General features: G+C 49.4%; 26 protein-coding genes and 1 pseudogene. 12 read left to right on the forward strand and 15 right to left on the reverse strand.

All coding sequences use genetic code 11. From position 1 onward, the window contains the following. Positions 1-258: 258 nt before the first annotated feature. Together gapA and NAZ64_RS03140 are read left to right on the forward strand one after the other, a co-directional pair. Positions 259-1,254, forward strand: a complete 996-nt coding sequence (gene gapA, locus NAZ64_RS03135; protein ID WP_000153505.1) for a glyceraldehyde-3-phosphate dehydrogenase — start codon at positions 259-261, stop codon at positions 1,252-1,254. Between the two features lie 334 nt (positions 1,255-1,588). Then, positions 1,589-2,473: a D-hexose-6-phosphate mutarotase gene (locus NAZ64_RS03140; RefSeq protein WP_220569248.1), complete on the forward strand. Its 885-nt coding sequence runs from the start codon at positions 1,589-1,591 to the stop codon at positions 2,471-2,473. Positions 2,474-2,571: 98 nt separating this feature from the next. Here the strand turns inward: NAZ64_RS03140 and NAZ64_RS03145 are convergent, their stop codons facing one another. The 3 genes from NAZ64_RS03145 to NAZ64_RS03155 all read right to left on the reverse strand — a co-directional run bounded on the left by NAZ64_RS03145 (position 2,572) and on the right by NAZ64_RS03155 (position 5,758). Next, complete coding sequence (locus NAZ64_RS03145) at positions 2,572-3,429, reverse strand: aldo/keto reductase (protein ID WP_000843751.1); 858 nt, start codon at positions 3,427-3,429, stop codon at positions 2,572-2,574. Between the two features lie 96 nt (positions 3,430-3,525). After that, positions 3,526-4,722 (reverse strand): anaerobic sulfatase maturase, encoded by a 1,197-nt coding sequence (locus NAZ64_RS03150; protein WP_000029247.1) that lies wholly within the window; start codon positions 4,720-4,722, stop codon positions 3,526-3,528. A 289-nt stretch (positions 4,723-5,011) separates the two neighbouring features. Further along, the gene (locus NAZ64_RS03155; RefSeq protein WP_000163762.1) at positions 5,012-5,758 is read right to left on the reverse strand and encodes a MipA/OmpV family protein; all 747 of its coding nucleotides are present in this window, start codon (positions 5,756-5,758) and stop codon (positions 5,012-5,014) included. A 425-nt stretch (positions 5,759-6,183) separates the two neighbouring features. Between NAZ64_RS03155 and yeaG the strand changes: the two genes are divergently transcribed. Both yeaG and NAZ64_RS03165 read left to right on the forward strand, forming a co-directional pair. Next, positions 6,184-8,118: a protein kinase YeaG gene (yeaG, locus tag NAZ64_RS03160; protein WP_001518010.1), complete on the forward strand. Its 1,935-nt coding sequence runs from the start codon at positions 6,184-6,186 to the stop codon at positions 8,116-8,118. A gap of 122 nt (positions 8,119-8,240) precedes the next feature. Then, entirely contained in the window at positions 8,241-9,527 is a 1,287-nt protein-coding gene (locus NAZ64_RS03165; RefSeq protein WP_220569250.1) for a YeaH/YhbH family protein, read from the forward strand. A 153-nt stretch (positions 9,528-9,680) separates the two neighbouring features. On the opposite strand, the gene NAZ64_RS03170 is transcribed toward NAZ64_RS03165, so the two are convergent. Further along, complete coding sequence (locus NAZ64_RS03170) at positions 9,681-9,896, reverse strand: hypothetical protein (RefSeq protein ID WP_001542634.1); 216 nt, start codon at positions 9,894-9,896, stop codon at positions 9,681-9,683. Between the two features lie 302 nt (positions 9,897-10,198). Here NAZ64_RS03170 and dgcJ point away from each other — a divergent pair, with 302 nt between their 5' ends. Together dgcJ and NAZ64_RS03180 are read left to right on the forward strand one after the other, a co-directional pair. Beyond that, positions 10,199-11,692, forward strand: coding sequence for a diguanylate cyclase DgcJ (gene dgcJ / locus NAZ64_RS03175; RefSeq protein ID WP_001527766.1), 1,494 nt, complete (start codon positions 10,199-10,201; stop codon positions 11,690-11,692). Positions 11,693-11,741: 49 nt separating this feature from the next. After that, a complete protein-coding gene (locus NAZ64_RS03180) occupies positions 11,742-12,260 on the forward strand; it encodes a YbaK/prolyl-tRNA synthetase associated domain-containing protein (RefSeq protein WP_023893413.1) in 519 nt (172 codons plus the stop codon). On the opposite strand, the gene yoaI is transcribed toward NAZ64_RS03180, so the two are convergent. Beyond that, positions 12,257-12,364 carry a small membrane protein YoaI gene (gene yoaI / locus NAZ64_RS03185; protein WP_000272239.1) on the reverse strand — a complete coding sequence of 36 codons (108 nt, stop codon included), beginning with the start codon at positions 12,362-12,364 and terminating at the stop codon, positions 12,257-12,259. The two genes, NAZ64_RS03180 and yoaI, sit on opposite strands and share 4 nt — an antisense overlap. A gap of 205 nt (positions 12,365-12,569) precedes the next feature. Between yoaI and NAZ64_RS03190 the strand changes: the two genes are divergently transcribed. Next, positions 12,570-13,016: a DUF441 domain-containing protein gene (locus NAZ64_RS03190; RefSeq protein ID WP_000460698.1), complete on the forward strand. Its 447-nt coding sequence runs from the start codon at positions 12,570-12,572 to the stop codon at positions 13,014-13,016. On the opposite strand, the gene NAZ64_RS03195 is transcribed toward NAZ64_RS03190, so the two are convergent. Next, the gene (locus NAZ64_RS03195; RefSeq protein WP_000579798.1) at positions 12,996-13,790 is read right to left on the reverse strand and encodes an AraC family transcriptional regulator; all 795 of its coding nucleotides are present in this window, start codon (positions 13,788-13,790) and stop codon (positions 12,996-12,998) included. The genes NAZ64_RS03190 and NAZ64_RS03195 overlap by 21 nt on opposite strands. Positions 13,791-13,890: 100 nt before the next feature. Between NAZ64_RS03195 and NAZ64_RS03200 the strand changes: the two genes are divergently transcribed. Both NAZ64_RS03200 and NAZ64_RS03205 read left to right on the forward strand, forming a co-directional pair. After that, positions 13,891-15,075 (forward strand): CynX/NimT family MFS transporter, encoded by a 1,185-nt coding sequence (locus NAZ64_RS03200; RefSeq protein WP_220569252.1) that lies wholly within the window; start codon positions 13,891-13,893, stop codon positions 15,073-15,075. A gap of 118 nt (positions 15,076-15,193) precedes the next feature. Next, entirely contained in the window at positions 15,194-15,541 is a 348-nt protein-coding gene (locus NAZ64_RS03205) for a DUF488 domain-containing protein (protein ID WP_001222532.1), read from the forward strand. On the opposite strand, the gene NAZ64_RS03210 is transcribed toward NAZ64_RS03205, so the two are convergent. After that, a complete protein-coding gene (locus tag NAZ64_RS03210) occupies positions 15,527-15,838 on the reverse strand; it encodes a hypothetical protein (protein ID WP_000487126.1) in 312 nt (103 codons plus the stop codon). The two genes, NAZ64_RS03205 and NAZ64_RS03210, sit on opposite strands and share 15 nt — an antisense overlap. A gap of 68 nt (positions 15,839-15,906) precedes the next feature. Continuing rightward, positions 15,907-16,158: a putative hemolysin gene (locus tag NAZ64_RS03215; RefSeq protein ID WP_000673492.1), complete on the reverse strand. Its 252-nt coding sequence runs from the start codon at positions 16,156-16,158 to the stop codon at positions 15,907-15,909. Positions 16,159-16,353: 195 nt separating this feature from the next. Here NAZ64_RS03215 and NAZ64_RS03220 point away from each other — a divergent pair, with 195 nt between their 5' ends. Continuing rightward, on the forward strand, positions 16,354-16,452 hold the full coding sequence (locus tag NAZ64_RS03220; protein WP_001589065.1) for a YoaK family small membrane protein: 99 nt from the start codon (positions 16,354-16,356) through the stop codon (positions 16,450-16,452). Positions 16,453-16,590: 138 nt separating this feature from the next. Here the strand turns inward: NAZ64_RS03220 and NAZ64_RS03225 are convergent, their stop codons facing one another. From NAZ64_RS03225 to NAZ64_RS03250, 6 genes are all read right to left on the reverse strand, one after another. Continuing rightward, positions 16,591-16,839, reverse strand: a complete 249-nt coding sequence (locus NAZ64_RS03225; RefSeq protein ID WP_000512149.1) for a GlsB/YeaQ/YmgE family stress response membrane protein — start codon at positions 16,837-16,839, stop codon at positions 16,591-16,593. A 313-nt stretch (positions 16,840-17,152) separates the two neighbouring features. Beyond that, the gene (locus NAZ64_RS03230) at positions 17,153-17,794 is read right to left on the reverse strand and encodes a hypothetical protein (RefSeq protein ID WP_024798440.1); all 642 of its coding nucleotides are present in this window, start codon (positions 17,792-17,794) and stop codon (positions 17,153-17,155) included. Positions 17,795-18,023: 229 nt separating this feature from the next. Continuing rightward, positions 18,024-18,206, reverse strand: coding sequence for a DUF1869 domain-containing protein (locus NAZ64_RS03235; protein ID WP_000513733.1), 183 nt, complete (start codon positions 18,204-18,206; stop codon positions 18,024-18,026). A 2-nt stretch (positions 18,207-18,208) separates the two neighbouring features. After that, complete coding sequence (yeaR, locus tag NAZ64_RS03240) at positions 18,209-18,571, reverse strand: DUF1971 domain-containing protein YeaR (protein ID WP_001248993.1); 363 nt, start codon at positions 18,569-18,571, stop codon at positions 18,209-18,211. Between the two features lie 172 nt (positions 18,572-18,743). Further along, entirely contained in the window at positions 18,744-19,382 is a 639-nt protein-coding gene (gene leuE / locus NAZ64_RS03245; RefSeq protein WP_000457190.1) for a leucine efflux protein LeuE, read from the reverse strand. 196 nt (positions 19,383-19,578) lie between these two features. Further along, positions 19,579-20,124: a chorismate mutase gene (locus tag NAZ64_RS03250; RefSeq protein WP_000617988.1), complete on the reverse strand. Its 546-nt coding sequence runs from the start codon at positions 20,122-20,124 to the stop codon at positions 19,579-19,581. An 82-nt stretch (positions 20,125-20,206) separates the two neighbouring features. Here NAZ64_RS03250 and NAZ64_RS03255 point away from each other — a divergent pair. After that, a pseudogene (locus NAZ64_RS03255) lies at positions 20,207-20,361 on the forward strand (hypothetical protein). A 78-nt stretch (positions 20,362-20,439) separates the two neighbouring features. Further along, positions 20,440-20,688, forward strand: a complete 249-nt coding sequence (locus NAZ64_RS03260; RefSeq protein WP_000208086.1) for a biofilm/acid-resistance regulator YmgB/AriR — start codon at positions 20,440-20,442, stop codon at positions 20,686-20,688. A gap of 254 nt (positions 20,689-20,942) precedes the next feature. On the opposite strand, the gene NAZ64_RS03265 is transcribed toward NAZ64_RS03260, so the two are convergent. Continuing rightward, positions 20,943-21,791, reverse strand: coding sequence for a MerR family transcriptional regulator (locus NAZ64_RS03265; RefSeq protein WP_000190260.1), 849 nt, complete (start codon positions 21,789-21,791; stop codon positions 20,943-20,945). Positions 21,792-21,837: the final 46 nt, after the last annotated feature.

Raw genomic sequence — 21,837 nt, forward strand, 5'->3', positions numbered from 1 at the left:
TAAACTTGATCATTGCGAAATGGCGGCTCACGAATCGTGACTGATGTCACATTATTATCTCGGTTGCCCTTTAAAATTCGGGGCGGCGCCCCCATGTGGTTTCAAGCCGAAAGGAAGAGTGAGGCGAATCAGCCGCGCAAAGGTTGTGCAGAGGATTGATTTGTCGCAATGATTGACACGATTCCGCTTGACGCTGCGTAAGGTTTTTGTAATTTTACAGGCAACCTTTTATTCACTAACAAATAGCTGGTGGAATATATGACTATCAAAGTAGGTATCAACGGTTTTGGCCGTATCGGTCGCATTGTTTTCCGTGCTGCTCAGAAACGTTCTGACATCGAGATCGTTGCAATCAACGACCTGTTAGACGCAGAGTACATGGCATACATGCTGAAATATGACTCCACTCACGGCCGTTTCGACGGTACTGTTGAAGTGAAAGACGGTCATCTGATCGTTAACGGTAAAAAAATCCGTGTTACCGCTGAACGCGATCCGGCTAACCTGAAATGGGACGAAGTTGGTGTTGACGTAGTGGCTGAAGCTACCGGTATCTTCCTGACTGACGAAACCGCGCGTAAACACATCACCGCTGGCGCGAAAAAAGTGGTTCTGACGGGTCCGTCTAAAGACAACACCCCAATGTTTGTTAAAGGCGCTAACTTTGACAAATACGAAGGCCAGGACATCGTTTCCAACGCTTCCTGCACCACCAACTGCCTGGCGCCGCTGGCTAAAGTTATCAACGACAACTTCGGCATCATCGAAGGTCTGATGACTACTGTTCACGCGACTACCGCAACCCAGAAAACCGTTGACGGCCCGTCTCACAAAGACTGGCGCGGCGGCCGCGGTGCATCTCAGAACATCATCCCGTCCTCTACTGGCGCTGCTAAAGCGGTAGGTAAAGTACTGCCAGAACTGAATGGCAAACTGACTGGTATGGCGTTCCGCGTTCCGACTCCGAACGTATCCGTTGTTGACCTGACCGTTCGTCTGGAAAAAGCGGCTACCTACGAGCAGATCAAAGCTGCTGTTAAAGCTGCTGCCGAAGGCGAAATGAAAGGCGTTCTGGGTTACACCGAAGACGACGTTGTATCTACCGATTTCAACGGCGAAGTATGCACTTCCGTGTTCGATGCTAAAGCAGGCATCGCGCTGAACGACAACTTCGTGAAACTGGTCTCCTGGTACGATAACGAAACCGGTTACTCCAACAAAGTACTGGACCTGATTGCTCACATCTCCAAATAAGTTGAGATGACACAGTCATTGGTAAGAGCGACTCAGGTCGCTCTTTTTTTTGCTTAAAGATATACCCGTCATACTTCAAGTTGCAGGTGTGTTGGCTATGCTTTCTCACCCGAATCACTGACGGAAGTCGAACTTATCGGGATGAATCAGGGATGTCCATGTCCCTGGCCGGAGATGACCTACGGTTGTTCAAATTCGTTCCCGATGAATTTGTCGTTCACTTGCTGCGTTACTCGGCCTGCGGCCTCGCTTCTACGGGCCAGCGCAAGCACTGATCAAGGCACAAGCGCCTTGTCATGCAACTCGAATTATTTAGGGTTAAGAGGATTGCGTAATGATTAATAAAATTTTTGCCCTCCCGGTTATCGAACAGCTTACCCCTGTCCTTTCCCGTCGTCAGCTTGATGACCTGGATCTGATCGTCGTTGACCATCCGCAGGTTAAAGCCTCTTTTGCATTACAGGGCGCGCACCTTCTCTCCTGGAAACCCGTTGGCGAGGAAGAGGTATTGTGGCTCAGTAATAATACGCCTTTCAAAACCGGCGTGGCGCTACGCGGCGGCGTACCGATCTGCTGGCCCTGGTTTGGACCTGCGGCTCAACAGGGTCTACCGTCACACGGCTTTGCGCGTAATCTACCGTGGGCGCTAAAAGCGCATAATGAAGATGATAATGGCGTAATGCTGACATTTGAGCTGAAAAGCAGTGAGGCCACCCGGAAATACTGGCCGCACGATTTCACGCTGCTGGCACGTTTTAAAGTGGGCAAAACCTGTGAAATTGAACTGGAAGCGCATGGCGAGTTTGCAACCACATCCGCGCTCCACAGCTATTTTAACGTTGGCGACATCGCCAACGTTAAGGTCAGCGGACTCGGCGATCGGTTTATTGATAAAGTTAACGACGCTAAAGAAGGTGTCCTGACCGACGGTATGCAAACCTTTCCGGACCGTACCGATCGCGTTTACCTCAATCCTGAAGCATGTAGCGTGATCCACGATGCGACATTAAACCGCACGATTGATGTGGTCCACCACCATCATCTTAACGTCGTAGGCTGGAACCCTGGCCCGGCGTTATCCGTCAGCATGGGCGACATGCCGGATGACGGCTATAAAACGTTTGTCTGCGTTGAAACGGCTTATGCTACTGCGCCGCAACAAGCCACAGAAGAAAACCCCTCTCGTCTGGCGCAGACTATATGCGTCGCAAAACGCTAAAAGTGAATGGATAACGGCGTTGCTATAGGCTCTGGAAGGCGTCAGCCGCCATCAGGCATGACCTGCCGGATGGCGGCGCTTACACATTTTATCCGGCGTCACACCATATCCAACGCGGTTTTCCCTTTTGGCGCAGGCCAGGCGTTGTCCAGTAAGGCAAGTTCGTTTGCTGACAAGGCGATCTCAAGCGCCGCCGCATTTTGCTTCACGTGTTCTGTACTTCCGGCTTTCGGGATCGCCATCACGCCCGGATGCGCAATCACCCACGTCAGTAAGATTTGCGCCGCCGTAGCGTTATGCGCTTGCGCAATTTCATTCACCACCGGATGATTCAGTAAACCGCTACGTAACCGGCCAGCCTGCGCCAGCGGGCTATAGGCCATCACTGGCATTCGCTGTTGTTGACACCACGGCAATAAATCATACTCAATACCGCGTGACGCCAGATGATAGAGCACCTGATTTGTCGCGCATTGCTGTCCCCCAGGGATGCGCCACAGCGCCTGCATATCGTCATAATCAAGATTAGAGACTCCCCAACGGCGAATTTTTCCCTGCGCGATTAGCCGCTCCATACCTTCAACGGTCTCTTCGAATGAAAAGCTTCCGGCCCAGTGCAATAGATAGAGATCGAGATAATCTGTTTTCAGACGACGCAGGCTTTCCTCACAGGCGGCAACTATCTTCTGGCCGCCAGCGTTCCACGGGTACACTTTTGACACCAGAAATGCCTCATCGCGTCGCCCTGCTAACGCCTCGCCCACGACCTTTTCCGCCCCGCCGTCGGCATACATTTCCGCCGTATCAATAAGGCGTAACCCCAAATCCAGCCCCGCGCGCAGCGCCGAAACCTCGCGCTGACGTTGATCCGCGCGCTCGCCCATATACCATGTTCCCTGTCCGATGGCAGGAAGCGTCACCTGCCCGCAAAACGTTACGTTTTTCACTGATTTCATTTCCTTTTCAATGTCACTCGACGGTAAAACAATACCGGACTCTTAGCCCCTACGGTAATGTCCGGCATCATACCGCGCAAGGGGGCGATTTTCTTGTCACTGACGAACGTCATCCGCAATCATGTCGACGATGCGGGTAATATGCGCGGCGGGTCGCTGATTCAGTAATAATTGACGCATCACATTCATATAGGGCGTCACATGTTGAAAGAACTCCAGATATCCTTTACAGAGATAATTTTGCCGTTCGCCGCCGTCCATGCAAATTCGATGTTTCGGACAACCGCCGTGACAGGCAAAGCGCCACGTACAGTTCTGGCAGCGTGAGGAAAGGTTTGCTTTAGCCGCGCCAAACTGCTGCTGAAAAGGAGAAGCCGCCATTTCTTCTAAAGAGTGTTGCTGCAGATTGCCCAGTTTATAGGCGGGAAAAACAAAATGGTCGCAGCTAAACACGTCGCCATTCTGCTCCACCAGCAAACTTTGCCCGCAGGTCGACTGCATCGTACAAAGCGTGGCGGGCTCCCCCATCCAGACGCCAAGTAAGTTGTCAAAAAGCTGTACGAATATGCGTCCGACATCGTGACGTATCCATTGATCAAAAACATCGCACATAAAGGCGCCCCACCCTTCAGGCGTGACGGAAAAGGGCATCAGCGAAGGTGAATCCTCATTGTCAGATAACGTCAAAGAACGCTGTGCTTTTTGCGCGAGCGGCTCAACAATGGGAATAAATTGCAGGTGTTTACTTTCCAGTTCCTGGGTCAAAAAATGATAAATAGCATTGCCATGACGGCATGATGCATCATTCACGACAGTGAGCGTATTGAACTCGACATCATTTGCCTGCAGAAGGCGGATAGCATTCACGACCCGGGAAAAAGACGCCCGCCCTGACGGCGTTTTCCGGTAATTATCATGAACGACTTGCGGCCCATCAATCGATATACCAATCAGGAACTGATGCTGCGCAAAGAATGCCGCCCACTCTTCATTGATTAATACGCCATTGGTTTGCAGACTGTTGTAGATAGTTTTGCCGTTGGCATAGCGTTGCTGCAAGCGCACCACTTTTTGGTAAAAAGAAAGACCGCATAGCGTCGGCTCTCCCCCCTGCCAACAAAACGAGACCTCTGAGGATGGCGTATCATCAATTACCCGGCGGATATACGTCTCCAGCACATCGTCAGACATGACGCGCTGTCCCCGGGGTTTATCAAGATAGAAACAGTACTTGCAGGATAAGTTACACAGACTGCCGCTGGGCTTGGCTACGGTATTGAATACTATGCTCATTCGTCTTACTCGCTGTGAAGAATGGGTATAGCATAAGCGGGACGTGACAGGGCGATATCAGCCAGCATTGCAACAATTATTACGCTAATTGTTAGCGCAGTTGTAATCACCTGGATTTTTCATATAAAAGGCTAGTTTTTTAAATTGATGTAACAAAGTATAAATCACATAAGGCTGCGCCATACCCGGTCAACAGCGCATTTATGCAAGCCGCCATGTTCGCGTTTCAGTCAGCACAAAGCCTGCATAACGCAGGCTTTGTCATGGTTTTTCCGGCAAATTCAATCAATCAGAATCTATAGGTCACGCCAGTAGAAAGGATACCGGTCCAGGATTTATCCACCATCGGGCTATCAGTAATTTCATCCGACAGACGGGTGTAGCGCGCAGTACCATATACGCTCCAGTTACCGGCGAAATTATAGTTAGCGCTCAGTTCAAGATACGGGTTCCAGCTATCGTTCGGATTATAGCCGCGCAGGCCGCTACGCGAAGATTCTTTACGTGATACGCCGTAATAGTAATCGTTCTGGTTCTCGCTATTCCATTCAACCCCGATACCTGGCGTTAAGGTCAGCCCGCCATTGGTATACCGATACAGCCAGGCCAGATCCCAGACAATACCGTTACTGTTATCCAACGTATCCCCTGCCAGTGAGGTACGCAGGAATCCATACTGGGTGTGATGCGCGTAAGAAACGCCCGCCATCATAGTACTTTTACGCCTGTCCAGACGACGCAACTGATGATCATCGCTGTCGCCCGGTTTGAAGTACATCGGGGACCAGTATGCCATGATTGACAACTTATCGGCATTGTCATTCCACAAGTAATACCCGCCGCCCAGACCACGGAACCAGAAGTTTTCGCTTTCATAAGCGATGACCGGTATCGGATAAACATCGCTATCGTAATCTTTATAAGGGTGTTCAACCACACCAACGCCTGCGCCCAACGTCAGGTTGCTTTCAGCGTGCGCGACGCTGGCGGATGTTGCAATAAACACGCCAAGAGCCAGAAGTTTAAGTTTGGTCACAATCCATAATTCCTTATTCAAATGTTCTGCGGCAAAAGTGTAACCGCCAATACCTGTAAGCCCAACTATTTTACACAATGTAACCGTTTAATATCACCATCACCGATTATTTTCAGATGATCGGCTGATGATCGTTATGTGACCGGGAACGCTTTTTCTGATATCCACCAGCCTTTTCTACCTGATGAGTTATTGATATGTCATCGAAATCCACTGACGCGTACAGGCAAGTTTTGCAAATGCCATCTACGCTTAATGTTAAGAAGGTGTATCACCGGACACGTTGATCTTCTGACCAATAAAATGGCATGAGAGTTGCTTTTTTTCCTTAGCAGAGACGGCGTTCAGTCTACCTCTTCCGGGAGCCTCTACTATTCATATGAACGGCTCTTAACATGTGCGAAAAAACGAAAGGATGGCATATCATGAATATATTCGATCACTATCGCCAGCGTTACGAAGCTGCCAAGGACGAAGAGTTCACACTGCAGGATTTTCTTACCATTTGTCGGCAAGATCGCAGTGCTTATGCCAACGCGGCAGAGCGGCTATTAATGGCTATCGGCGAGCCTAATATGGTCGACACTGCCCAGGAACCCCGACTTTCCCGACTCTTCTCCAACCGGGTTATTGCTCGCTATCCTGCGTTTGAAGAGTTTTACGGCATGGAAGACGCGATTGAACAGATTGTCTCTTATCTGAAACATGCGGCGCAAGGGCTGGAAGAGAAGAAGCAAATTCTCTATTTGCTGGGACCTGTGGGGGGTGGCAAATCATCGCTCGCTGAACGGCTGAAATCGCTAATGCAGCGCGTGCCAATTTATGTTTTAAGCGCCAACGGCGAGCGTAGTCCGGTCAACGATCATCCGTTATGCCTGTTTAATCCGCAGGAAGACGCGCAGATTCTGGAAAAAGAGTACGGTATTCCGCGCCGCTATCTCGGTACGATTATGTCCCCGTGGGCGGCCAAACGCCTGCATGAGTTTGGCGGCGATATTACTAAATTCCGCGTGGTGAAAGTCTGGCCCTCCATTCTGGAGCAGATTGCCATTGCCAAAACGGAACCCGGCGATGAAAACAACCAGGATATTTCGGCGCTGGTCGGCAAGGTGGATATTCGTAAACTCGAACATCACGCCCAGAACGATCCGGATGCGTATGGTTACTCTGGCGCGCTATGCCGCGCTAACCAGGGGATCATGGAGTTCGTCGAGATGTTTAAAGCGCCTATTAAGGTGCTGCACCCCTTGCTGACCGCAACCCAGGAAGGTAACTACAATGGTACGGAAGGTATTTCCGCCCTGCCCTTTAATGGCATCATACTTGCCCACTCAAACGAATCTGAATGGGTGACTTTCCGTAACAATAAAAATAACGAAGCGTTCCTCGACCGTGTCTATATCGTGAAGGTGCCTTATTGCCTGCGAATCTCCGAAGAGATCAAAATCTACGAGAAACTACTTAATCATAGCGAGCTGGCTCATGCGCCCTGCGCGCCGGGCACGTTGGAAACGCTTTCGCGCTTCTCGATTCTTTCCCGCCTGAAAGAGCCGGAAAATTCCAGTATTTACTCGAAAATGCGCGTTTATGACGGTGAAAGCCTGAAAGATACCGACCCCAAAGCCAAATCGTACCAGGAGTATCGCGACTATGCGGGCGTGGATGAAGGGATGAACGGTCTCTCCACCCGATTCGCCTTTAAGATCCTCTCCCGCGTATTCAACTTCGACCATGCGGAAGTGGCGGCAAACCCGGTACATCTGTTCTACGTTCTGGAACAACAAATCGAGCGTGAGCAGTTCCCGCAGGAGCAGGCTGAACGTTATCTGGAGTTCCTGAAAGGCTATCTGATCCCGAAATACGCCGAATTTATCGGCAAGGAGATCCAGACGGCCTATCTCGAATCTTATTCTGAGTACGGGCAGAACATTTTTGATCGTTACGTGACTTATGCAGATTTCTGGATTCAGGATCAGGAGTATCGCGACCCGGATACCGGTCAACTGTTCGATCGCGAGTCGCTGAACGCCGAACTGGAAAAAATTGAAAAACCAGCGGGTATCAGTAACCCGAAAGATTTCCGTAATGAGATAGTAAACTTTGTCCTGCGCGCCAGAGCCAACAATAGCGGCCGTAATCCAAACTGGACCAGTTACGAGAAGCTGCGCACGGTGATTGAGAAAAAAATGTTCTCTAATACTGAAGAGCTGTTGCCGGTCATTTCTTTTAACGCCAAAACGTCGACTGACGAGCAGAAAAAGCATGACGACTTTGTCGATCGGATGATGGAGAAAGGGTATACCCGTAAGCAGGTTCGTTTGCTGTGCGAGTGGTACCTGCGCGTGCGTAAATCGTCGTGATGTTAATGCCCGGTGGCGCTTGCGCTTACCGGGCCTACAAAGTAATGTTCTGTAGACTGGCTAAGCGTTAGCGCTATCCGGCACTGACAGAACAGGCGCTCAGTTGGCAGTACGGGGGGCATATGACCTGGTTCATAGACCGACGTCTTAACGGCAAAAATAAAAGCACGGTGAATCGCCAGCGCTTTTTGCGTCGTTATAAAGCACAAATTAAGCAGTCGATTTCCGAAGCGATTAATAAACGCTCTGTGACCGATGTCGACAGCGGAGAGTCCGTCTCTATTCCAACCGATGATATTAGCGAACCGATGTTTCATCAGGGGCGCGGCGGTCTGCGCCATCGCGTCCATCCGGGTAACGATCACTTTATCCAGAATGATCGCATTGAGCGTCCGCAAGGCGGTGGCGGCGGCGGTTCCGGCAGCAGTCAAGGTCAGGCCGGCCAGGACGGCGAAGGCCAGGATGAGTTTGTTTTTCAGATTTCAAAAGATGAGTATCTGGATCTGCTCTTTGAAGATTTAGCGCTGCCTAATCTGAAAAAAAACCAGCATCGCCAGCTTAACGAGTATAAAACTCACCGCGCCGGTTTCACCTCAAACGGCGTGCCGGCTAATATCAGCGTGGTACGTTCGCTACAAAACTCTCTGGCGCGCCGTACAGCAATGACGGCAGGAAAACGCCGCGAACTGCACGCGCTGGAAACGGAACTGGAGACCATCAGCAAAAGCGAACCAGCGCAACTGCTTGAAGAGGAGCGGTTACGTCGGGAGATTGCCGAACTGCGGGCTAAAATCGAGCGGGTGCCGTTTATCGACACCTTTGATTTACGCTATAAAAATTATGAAAAACGGCCTGAACCCTCCAGCCAGGCGGTAATGTTCTGTCTGATGGACGTCTCGGGTTCGATGGACCAAGCAACCAAAGATATGGCCAAGCGTTTTTACATTCTGCTCTATCTGTTTTTGAGCCGAACGTATAAGAACGTAGAAGTGGTTTATATCCGCCACCATACCCAGGCGAAGGAAGTGGACGAACATGAGTTCTTTTATTCGCAAGAGACCGGGGGGACGATTGTCTCCAGCGCGCTTAAACTCATGGATGAAGTGGTTAAAGAGCGCTACGATCCGGGACAGTGGAACATCTATGCGGCGCAAGCGTCAGACGGTGATAACTGGGCCGACGATTCACCGCTGTGTCATGAGATTCTGGCGAAAAAGCTGCTGCCGGTAGTGCGCTATTACAGCTATATCGAGATTACCCGCCGCGCCCACCAGACCTTATGGCGCGAGTATGAACATCTGCAGGCGACGTTCGATAACTTCGCCATGCAGCATATTCGCGATCAGGAGGATATTTATCCGGTATTCCGCGAATTGTTTCAGAAACAGAGCGCCAATCAAAGTGCATAACCCTAAACCTGCCCGTTGTTATTACGGGCAGGTTTATTAGCAACTTAACGTTCACCCTTCGCGACTGATATCATTATTCGCGTATAGCGTGAATGAAGCTGTTCTGACCTATGTTACAAATTGATTCGTTAGCGCTATGCCTTTGCGTTAATATTACAAACACCACGGCCATTCCATGCCTGGCAACGGCGGCAACTCCATACCATCTGGATCAAAGAGAGTACACCAGTGTACATGTTCACCAACGGGCTTAACTTCAGCTGCTGGAACTCTTTCAGGCGCCTGGTCGTCTGCCATAACCGATGCGGAAAAACCCGCCGCCAATAATGTAAAAAGCGAGATAGCAGCCATTTCTTTCAACTTTTTCATCATTCCCCCTACAGGAATAAGAGAATAACTAAATTATCCTTACCGCTCGACGCTCCTTTCACTGTAATAATAATGGTTTTCCTATTTTTAAAAGAAATAACGTAACATCGTTACCTGAAAATTTACTTTCGCTACCATTAATAACCATTGAAAATATCAACACATCGAATTATTGCCGCAATTAAACCGAGAATGATTTTTATTCCATAACATCAACACGTTTTATTTTTAAACAGTCTATTAGAGGAATTCTCATCGCTATGGTAAACTAACGCATCCGACTTTCAGGGCTGTAGTTCATCATGAATTTGCATCATAAAGCGCTCAGGCACTTTATCTCGGCAAGCGTCATCGTTTTGACATCGTCCTTCCTGATTTACGAACTTATTGCCAGCGACAGGGCAATGAATGCCTATATGCGTTATATCATGGAGAGAGCCGATTCGTCGTTTTTGTACGATAAGTACCAGAATCAGAGCATCGCCGCACATTTGATGCGAACTTTTGAAGCGCCGGGAGACCCCGTCACCGCAGAAAAACGCCGCGCGTTTTGCGACGCCTTTGAGGCTATTAACGGTACGCACGGCGTCAACCTGACCCGGCATAATTACCCGGCGCTACATGGTACCCTGCAAACCGCCGCTACACAGTGTACCGATAATCTTGATGACGCCCTTTTACTGCCTGCATTTGATCAGGCGGTAAGCATCAACCGTTCGCAGGACGACCACAGTCACGGGCTGGGTACACTGGAGCTTAAATTCCGTTATTACGTTGATTTAAATAAACATTATGTCTATTTCTATGATTTAATCAACTCACGGCGCTTCGCCATGCATCGTTGGACTTTTTTACAAAAAGGCACAATGGGTATTAACAGAAAAGATATAGATAAACTTTTTACCGGCCGTACAGTTATTTCAAGTATTTACATGGATGATATTACCCAGGAAAACGTCATGAGCTTTTTAACGCCAGTCTATCTGGCGGGAACGTTAAAAGGTATCGTGATGGTGGATGTTAACCAGGATAATTTAAAAAATATTTTTTATACCCAGGACCGTCCGCTGGTTTGGCGTTATCTTAACGTAACACTAAAGGATATGGACTCCGGAAAAGAAATTATTATTAATCAAAGCAAAAATAATCTGTTTCAATATGTGAATTATAGCCATGATATCCCTGGTGGGCTGCGCGTTTCGTTGTCCCTTGATTTTACCTATTTCCTTGTCTCGTCCTGGAAGGCGCTGGCCTTTTACTTACTGGCAACGGCGCTCCTGCTTAATATGGTACGGATGCACTTTCGGCTTTATCGCAACGTCACACGCGAAAATATTAGCGATGCCATGACCGGGCTTTACAACCGTAAAATATTAACACCGGAGCTGGAACAGCGATTGCAACGCCTGGTCAATACTGGGACGCCGGTGACATTTGTCGCTATTGATTGCGATAGATTAAAACTGATCAACGATACCCAGGGGCACCAGGAAGGCGACCGAATTATTACCCTGTTGGCGAAAGCGATTAAAACATCGATTCGTAAAAGCGATTACGCCATCCGCCTCGGCGGCGATGAGTTCTGTATTATTCTTGTTGATTACGCGGCGGATTTGGCTATCCATCTGCCGGAGCGTATTATTCGTAACCTGCAAATTATCGCACCGGATAAGACAGTCCATTTTTCCGCCGGGATTTATAATATGCAGCCCAATGATACGATTAATGATGCCTACCAGGCTTCCGATGCGCAGCTCTATCTGAACAAACAACAAAAACAACATCGTTCATCATAGTGCTTCGCAGTAAATGTTCATATTGCACCAGGAGTAAGAAATGGCCGAAATGACTGAAGTCGCGAAGGGTGTCGCTACACACCAACGTTTAGTGGCTTTATTAACGCAGGAGAACGCGCGCTATCGTGTGGTTAGCCATGAAGCGGTAGGGAAATGCGAAGCGGTATCTGAAATACGCGGTACTGCGCTGGGCCAGGGCGCAAAAGCGCTGGTCTGTAAAGTCAAAGGCAACGGCGTCAACCAGCACGTTCTTGCTATTCTGGCGGCCGATCAGCAAGCCGACCTCTCTCAGCTTGCTTCACATCTGGGCGGCTTACGCGCTTCCCTTGCCAGCCCGGCGGAAGTCGATATGCTGACCGGCTGCGTTTTTGGCGCGATCCCGCCTTTCAGTTTTCACCCCAATCTGAAACTGGTCGCCGATCCGCTCCTGTTTGAGCGTTTCGATGAAATTGCCTTTAATGCCGGCCTGCTGGAAAAATCAGTCATTATGAATACACAGGACTATCTGCGCATCGCCCGACCAGAACTGGCAGTCTTCCGCCGCTTTCAGTCATCGCCAACGGCTTAGTCCCCTTCCCCTTCAAGGAGCAATACCGACACAACGATGATGATAAAAATGGCGAAAAACGACGCCGTTATCATCAGCGCTTCAAGAAACGGTGGATCGTACATAATTGTATCCTCAGGAAGACAACAATGACGGTTCACCTGTTAGCAATACGCGGCGTTGATGGCAATTTAATGACAACGCCGTTTTTCACGTAGAGATTGTCTTTCAGGCAGTTGCCTGAAATTCGCATCAATCGTTAAAAAGGCCTGTGCGCTTTGCCGTTTGGGCGTAAAGTAGTCAGGCTTACTTTTTGGCAAGGAAACCATAATGTTTGATGTCACTCTGCTGATCCTGCTCGGACTGGCAGCTCTGGGATTTATCAGCCACAACACCACTGTCGCCGTCTCAATTCTGGTGCTGATTATTGTCCGCGTAACCCCGTTGAATACCTTTTTTCCCTGGATTGAAAAACAGGGACTCACCGTCGGGATTATCATTCTGACCATCGGCGTGATGGCCCCCATCGCCAGCGGAACCCTACCGCCCTCCACATTGATCCACTCTTTTGTGAACTGGAAATCGCTGGTCGCGATTGCCGTCGGCGTTTTCGTCTCCTGGCTGGGTGGTCGCGGCATTACGCTGATGGGAAACCAACCGCAGCTCGTCGCCGGGCTGCTGGTCGGTACGGTACTTGGCGTCGCGCTGTTTCGCGGCGTGCCGGTCGGCCCACTGATTGCGGCAGGGCTGGTCTCTTTAATTGTGGGGAAGCAGTAACTCGCCCGTCAAATACTGGCCTGGCGTCTGCCCCAGGCCTTTTTTAAACATGGTAATGAATGCCGTGGTGGAATCATAACCCAGCATTTGCGCCGTCTGCTGTACATTACGTCCCGCGATTAGCGCTTGTAGCGCCAGAATTAATTGCAACTGATGACGCCAGCGACGAAAGCTTAGCCCCGTCTCTTTGACAACCAGCCGGGCAAGGTTACGCTCGCTCATCGCGAATACGCTGGCCCACTGCCCTAACGTATTCCATCGCGCGGGCTCCTGCGCCATTGTCTCAACCATTTGGCGAATTTTTGGATGCCCCGATACCGGTAATTGCAATTGTTCCTGCGGCTGCTGCGGCAGTTCATCAAACAACACCTGAATAAGGCGCTGCGTTGGCATTTGCGCTCTTTCGGAATCGGTTCTGCGCGCCAGCGACAAAATCAACTCCCGGCATAACGGCGAAATTTTCAGCGTACAGCAACGCTCCGGCATGACGACCGCTGCAGGTTCAATAAATAAAAAGCACAGTTCCGCCCCTGCGGTCACATGATTACTGTGCGGCAGCGAGCCGGGGAGCCAGACGGCATACTGGGGCGGAACCATCCACATCGCATTTTCCACCTCGCAGGTAATCGCGCCGTGCAGAGCGAGGATCAACTGTCCCTTGCGATGCTGATGGCGAGGGCTAAACAGTTCATCATCCCTGGCGCGAATACAAAAGGCCACAGCGGCATCGTGGTGAAGGTCGGGATCGTAACCGTCCAGTCTCAGGCCAATCATTATATTGTCCGATTTTAGCGATAAATTGTCATTTTAGCTTGATTCATCCAAACAGTAAAAACTGTTAAGGTATCGCCTCGCCTGACGAGATGAGAAAACGATGACGACAGCCCTTTCACCACGCGGCAAACAGGGCGCTTTACTGATTGCCGGTATTTTGATGATAGCCACTACGCTGCGCGTAACATTTACCGGCGCTGCACCGTTGCTGGAGACAATCCGTTCGGATTACGGTCTTTCCACCGCCCAGACGGGCCTGCTAACAACCTTGCCGCTTCTGGCGTTTGCACTGGTTTCGCCGCTGGCGGCCGGTATTGCGCGCCGGTTTGGGATGGAACGCAGTCTGTTTGCCGCAATGCTGCTGATTTGCGCGGGTATTGCCCTCCGCTCCCTACCCTCCGCTGCATTGTTGTTTGCCGGAACTGCCATTATTGGGTGCGGGATAGCGCTGGGTAATGTGCTGCTACCAGGATTGATTAAGCGCGATTTTTCACAACATGTCGCCAGGCTGACGGGCGCGTACTCATTGACGATGGGCGCCGCCGCCGCGTTGGGGTCTGCGCTGGTGGTTCCGCTGGCGTTGCACGGTTTTGGCTGGCGCGGCGCGCTGTTAATGCTAATGCTGTTTCCGCTGTTGGCGTTTCTTATCTGGTTGCCGCAGTGGCGCACTACCCGCTCAGCTAACCTGAGTAGCTCCCGGGCATTACATGAACGCGGTATCTGGCGTTCGCCTTTAGCCTGGCAAGTTACGTTGTTTCTTGGGCTTAACTCACTGATTTATTATGTGATTATCGGCTGGTTACCAACAATACTCATCAGCCACGGTTACAGCGAAGCACAGGCAGGATCGCTACATGGCCTGCTGCAACTGGCGACCGCAGCGCCTGGGTTAGCTATTCCGCTTATTTTGCATCGCTTTAACGATCAACGCTGGATTGCCGCGCTGGTCTCACTATTGTGCGCAGTGGGCGCGGCGGGGCTTTGGTTTGTGCCGGGCCAGGCGATCATCTGGACGCTACTGTTCGGCTTCGGTTCAGGCGCGACGATGATCCTCGGCCTGACGTTTATCGGCCTGCGCGCCAGTTCGGCGCATCAGGCGGCGGCGCTTTCCGGCATGGCGCAGTCGGTCGGGTATTTACTGGCGGCATGTGGGCCGCCCGTCATGGGAAAACTTCATGATGACAGCGGTAGCTGGTATCTACCGCTGTCAGGCGTGACGGTTCTGGCTATCATCATGGCGATTTTCGGCCTCTACGCTGGACGCGATCGAGAGATAGCGTCATAAATAAACCTGATACCCACTTGAATGCCTGATGACGCTTCGTTTATCAGGCCTGATCCATTAAAATCATTACCGCTATCCGACAAAAGTACCGTAAGCGACACCATCACAGGAGGGAAAAATGCGAATCCAGTGTAAGCGCGTCTATTTCCCGGCGGAAAAAGACGATGGTTATCGGGTATTGGTTGACAGGCTATGGCCGCGAGGCATTAAAAAATCGGCGCTGGTCTATGATGAATGGAATAAGGCCATTACGCCCTCCACCGAATTGCGCAAAGCCTTTCATAGCGAACTGATTGATTTTAACCACTTCGCGCAGCAATACCGGGCAGAACTTGCGCAACAGCATCAAGAAGGCAAACGTCTGGCGGATATTGCCCGACACCAGCCGCTAACGTTGCTATACGCCGCTAAAGATACTCGCCAGAACCATGCCATTGTGCTGGCAGAGTGGCTACGAGAGCTGTGATTGTCGTGCCGCCGCCTGGCCTGGTTGTCTGTCCGGGGACAACGGCATCAAATGTTCTGCCCGCACCCAGGCAAAACCGTGCTGGCCATCGGCGGAGGCTACATCGCCCGTGACCAGCCACAGCGCCCGAGGCGCTTCTTTCGGCAGTAAGGTGACGTGTCCATTTACCGGGTTAATGAATTCATCTCCGGGTTGACACAGGCAAAATAGCTCAACCGATTTACCAATATTCTGCCGTCCGGCGGGTGTTTTAGCGCCAATAACTATTGCCAACGCGCCCGGCTTTAACTGAAACATATTTTCTTGCGCCGCATGAAACTCATTATCAGATTGTTCTTAATCATATCCCGTCGGACCGCAGGTTGTCACTTTTTCGTATCAGGGTGCTCTCTGCGCCATAATGTCCACTCATCAATGATTTCGCCATTGGGCAATTTGCAATCGGAACGCACGCCTTGTGGGGTCTGCACCGGCATCAGCGTACCGCCCTGTTGCTCACAGTAGACGGCTGCCGGATTAGGCATCCCAATACGCGGCGGCCTGGGGGCGTTGGGTTGCGACGATGAACAAGCGCTCAGCAGCAATACGCCTGGCAACGCAATCCACGTAAATTTCATAACGACTCCTTAAAGCGATATTTTGTCCAGGATAACCTGGCGGGTACGCTATTTCCATACTTTCTGTCAGCGCTTTAGTGGGTGTTTATCCCGGGTTAAGTCAGTAATAACCACGCTCTGTCACAAAGCAACCGACCTTTTGTCGCTGAGAAAACCCTGCTATTCTGGCGCCCCCTGAACAGTGAAGGTAATAGCATGAGAGTGGGTATCCTCTTCCCTGTCGTCATTTTCATTACGGCAATATTATTTTTGGCATGGTTTTTTATTGGCGGTTACGCCGCGCCGGGAGCATAACCATGAGGAAAACAACGATGGTGTTGATGGGCATCGCGCTAATTGCGGCGGCGGGTACCGAACTGGGCTGGTGGTAAATTCATTTTGAATAATAAAGGCTACCTGTCGTAGCCTTTATTATCTCTGAAAGTTCTGCGTTTAGCTTTTGATTTTTCTGTAGATTAACAGCACGACAATCGCGCCGATCACCGCGACTGCAAAGCTGCCGAAGTTGAAACCATCCACTTTGCCAAAGCCAAAGAACGTACTGATCCATCCTCCGACTACCGCACCAACGATCCCCAGAATGATCGTCATAAAGAATCCGCCGCCATCTTTACCTGGCATGATCCACTTAGCCAAAATACCCGCAATAAGTCCAAAAATAATCCATGAAAGAATGCCCATTTTTTCCTCACTTATGTCTTAACGTTAGCGGTTTATTTGCCGTTAAAAAGAATAGCACATCGTCAGGAAAGTGAAGTTTGTGATATCCATCACCTTTTAGCGTCGTGGATAAAAGCGCATAAATATCAGGGTTGCAATCATTAATGATAACGATTATCTTTATCAATACCGAGTGGTTGAGTTTATAACCCACCTGTTCGGTACGACATTGCTCACATTGCTTCCAGTATTATTTGCCCGCCTCACCGAGTGCGGGCTTTTTTTGCTAACCGCTATCTATCCCATGTCGAATTCATGGTCTTTTTCAGCCGCGCTATTTTGCGTGATACGGGGTCATCTCCAGCGCCGTACATTCATCCTGCTTGTCCTGCTGCATAAACACCACGGTCACCATAAACAAACCGATCATAAATGGCACTTCATAAAGCTCTTCAATCAAATCTGTGTAACGAGCGTTATGCAGGAATATCGGCGACAACCACCGATGATGCTCGACAGTGTCGGAAATCAGATATGAACATGCCGTCACGGCAAACAGCCACAATGGCAGAGGAACGTCCCGCAGACGACGAACAATCTCCTTACGTAGCCCGGCAGAAAACAGGACTGGCAATACCAACGCAGCAATTAATAGCACTGAAATCGTTCTGAACAGCATACGCGGCTCGTCAGGGAAATAGTCACGCCCCCAACTGGTGCTTCTACCCAACAGTACCACCCACCAGACAACAGCCCATAGCCAAAACTGCTTTGCCCCTTCGGGACGGGAAAGTGGCCGTATATACCAGGTGGTAAATAGCGCCCCAAACAGTAACCATAACGCTTGTCCGTTTTCAATCCATCGGACCACCACGCCGTTAAGCAAAGGCAATTGCCAGTCCGCCGTAAACGGGATGACCACAGCGGCAAGCGCAAGAGTAAGTGCTGACGAAGTTAATCGGGTATCGAGTTTCATGATTATAAGACTCTTCTGGTTTTTAATACCCAATCATAAGTTTTATGAATACGCTCTCATTAGCAAACAATGCGATATTCTTAATGTTTTCTTAATGTTTCTTTTCAACCCATGTCTGATGTAAATAAACAGCGCTTTTCAATACGCAAAAACCGCATCACGCTGGCGACGCGCGATGCGGCTTCTGATTTAAAAAATCACTTTATATCAAATAGATACTACAAGATCCTTACCAACCGCAAACGTCGTGTTCGTTTTCGGTATCGTAGGAACGCACGGTATTGACCAAATCCTTCACAACTTCTGCTGCAACTTCAGGTACCAGCAACGTCATCGGTGCTTCCGTTTCATAGTCCACAGAGACGCCGTTGCTATTATTCGTGACCGTGACGGTATAAGTAGCTTTTCCCATTATTATTCTCTCCCGGCATGAATGACTTTTCGTGAGGTCGCCCCTTCCATCAGTACTTCCGGCGCGACAAAAAAGTCGATGTTAAAATAGGTATCATCCGTCATGACCTCAATATTGTGCCACTTTTCCGGAGGAAACACGCCAAACTCGCCGGCATTGATCACCATGATTTCTTCCGGCTCAGAGCAATGTTCATCAGCGTATCCGAGATATTTGACCGCCCCCTGCATCACCGAGAGGCGAGGATAAACGCCGGGTCGCGTTCCCTTATCAAGGTGGCGTTCGAAAATTCCGGCAGGCGCCGTCTCTTTGTTCCAGAATGGCGTGGAACGTGTATGGATATGATTTTGTGGAATTTGCCGCATTTGCTTCCCTCTTCCCGCAGGTTACTCAGCGATAATCTCATCGCTGTCGTAAAAAGGTTACGCTCCAAAAACAGCATTTTAAATACCATTTATTGGTTACTATTTTGCTGTTTTCCACGCAATAAAACCGAAAGGAGAGCAATGACCCGCCGTTGTCGACGGGTCCAGGGGGTTAAGACTGGAGCGTTGCCAGGCGGGCGGCAAATCCGACGAAAAGAAGGCCAATCAAAGAATTGCCCACTTTTGCCAGTTTCTTTTTGGTACCAATATAGTGGGTTACAAAAGCGCCAGAAAGAATTAAAAAGCTCAGATAGCAAAAACTGACGATTTCAAGGGTGGTGGCCAAAATAAAAAATGACACCCCAGTATGCGGCGCAGTAACGTCAATAAATTGCACAAAAAAGGAAACATAAAAAAGTATGGCTTTAGGATTCGTCAGGCTAAGAATTAAAGCACGCTTAAAAATAGCGCCAAAAGGAACTACCGTTTCCGTCGCCGCACGCCCTTTTGAGGTCAGCGTGGCGTAAAGGATTTTTGCGCCAAGGTAGAGCAGATAAAACGCGCCGAGATAGCGAACAATGTTAAACAGAACCGGCGTTGTTTTGATCAGCGTCGCCACGCCCGCATACGCCAGAAACATTAATATCGCATCGCCGATAAACACGCCGCATGCGGCAAGATATCCTCCTTTAACCCCGCGTCCCACGCTGTTTTTAAGCACAAAAAGCGTATTCGGCCCCGGCACCAGAACGATAAAAATCGCCCCGACCAGGTACGTCCAATAATTCAGAACACCATACTCCGCGAACACATTAACCTCTTCCTGAAAACATTTACGCTTAGCTGCGAAACAGTATGCTAACGAATGCACCGGAAGATGGGAAGCGAAACCACGTCTCTCCAGCCGCTATTCCGCCACGCTTATATCCACATCACCCAAAAACGTTCTTGTATCGCGCCCCCCGCAGGCAATCACCAGGTATTGGCCCACGTTTCCTCATGGGGAATTAACGCGCGCGTCGTACCAAAGACAGGGCTGCCAACACATCACTGATATCGCTCTCATTCAGATTCGGCGCATTAAACTTCGCTCTCAGCCACACCATATCCTCGTGGCTGAAAGCGCCGACCATCAAACGCTGGCTGATGATGATCAACATTTGATTATCAAGTTGTCGAATACGTTGCCGGGTGACCGACAAGGTTTGTATCGGAAAGGAGGGTTCTGAGCCGGTTCGCCACTGTGCTAAATAGCGGTACTGTATCGCTTTACTGGCATCCATTAGCGAACGAATAAAAGGGGTTATCGAATGCGGGTCCAGACCGTTATTTTTCGCTTCTTCTTCAGCCTCGGCGAAAACATTTTGTTCACGCGTGAAATCCTCTATCGGCAGATGGTGCTTCATTTTATAAGCAGCCACATCTTTCATTAATAACATGCGTTCATTGAGCGCGGTTAAGAGCGCGCCAAGCGATACCGACGTTACCGAATCGGCAAAAGTGGTGCTGCACATCAATAAAGAACAAAGAAAAATGGCGATATGACGAATCATTAATCAACCTCCTTTTACGGAGGCCTGACAGTAATTTACCTTTATTAAGATAACATTAAGTAATTATTACAGATGGGTATTAATGCTTATTCGTTTAAACTGGAGTGATAAAAAGAACAGGCCGTTGATTCTACGGAATCTTCACCTTCACTTAAAGTGTATAAAATATACAACAAATCACACAAATGTGATGCACATCACGTTTTTATGATTTTTTATTACGGTTTTATGATATAGGTCTAATTTTAATAGGTCACTAATTTCTCTCCCCCGCTCAGGGAGATCGGCTTCAATTTACATCGAATATGGTGAAATATGACTACCATTACACTAGTCAACGAACAAAATAGTACTGGCAATCCTTTTTCTGCACATATGTTATGTGAACAGCGAGCTATTCAGGAAATTACTTACGAACTATTGCAATCGCAGCAGCATGTCTCAAATAAGGATATCATCGCCAAACTTATTGAAAAACTGGAAACAGAAAAAGACGTAGTGCAGCTTGATATTTACCGTAATGCCTTAGAAGCCGTTTTGTTTCAGACACCTGACGACATCTAATATATACCCAAAATAATTCGAGTTGCTTAAAGGCGGCAAGGGAGTCAGTCCCCAGGAGCATAGATAACTATGTGACTGGGGTGAACAACAAATCTGCCGGGAGCAGATTTGAACGTCGCGTGCGACGGCCCGTCAGGGCGAGGCCCATGGATGGGCCGAGTAATCCGTAGCCAACACATAAGCAACTTGAAGTATGAAGGGTATAAACAAGGGAGGGGGTTACTCCTCCCCTGTTCGTTAATAATGCAGATGCCTCAACGTGCGGTGCCTGATTTTTCGTAGCCGTTTGCATGGATTTGCGGTGCAACATGCTGCATGCTTTCTGGCATCTCATGCTGCCGATATACGGCTGGCAGTAATGTTAAGCATGAGCCATTTTTCACATGAAGACTAAATTTACCCGATTCTTTTAAAGCCTGAATAAGATTTTCCTGCGCGGGAGTTAATGTCTCATCATGCCACAGAACAATATGCTCGAAAGACGTTGATAAAAGATCGGGCATCGGCGCCTGCCAGGGGATGACTTCAACTCGCATACCTTCACTACAATATTTAATCGTTTCCAGCCATAGCTCAATGGGGTCGTTCAGCGAAAACGCAGCAATAAGCATTGTGCCTGCTGGCGCCTTTCGTACGCTACTTAGCTGGAACGTGGCGTATTCAATAATCGCAGTATCCAGTAATGCCTTTTCAAATCGGCGTGCATCATCATCGCCTGCGGACAACCACAGCCGTAAAGGACGCAGTATTGACTCAATTACGATACACGGCGGAATTTCCCGACCATAACGCCAGAGTAATTTTCGCAATTTGGCGGGTTCGAATTTTCTACACTGCGCTAAAATCTCTTCCTGGTAGAATAACCATCCCGAGCGGCAATGCGTTTCTTCACCATAGAGGGCAGGTTTAATCTCTTTTAATGAAAAGCCTTTGCTTAACGCGTCGATAATATGCTGTATTCTGATAGCATCTTCTATGCAATAAAAACGATTGCCAGCTTCATCTTTGGTAGGTTGAAGCAGGCCATAGCGTTCCCAGGACCTGATATTTGCTGTTGTGACACCACACTGCGCCGCCATTGCGCTAATACTAAAAGTAGCCATGCCTGTCTGGCCTCATGATGATGTAAGAAAGCATAGTGAACCTAAA

The organism is Salmonella sp. A1325 (genome assembly GCF_056991255.1).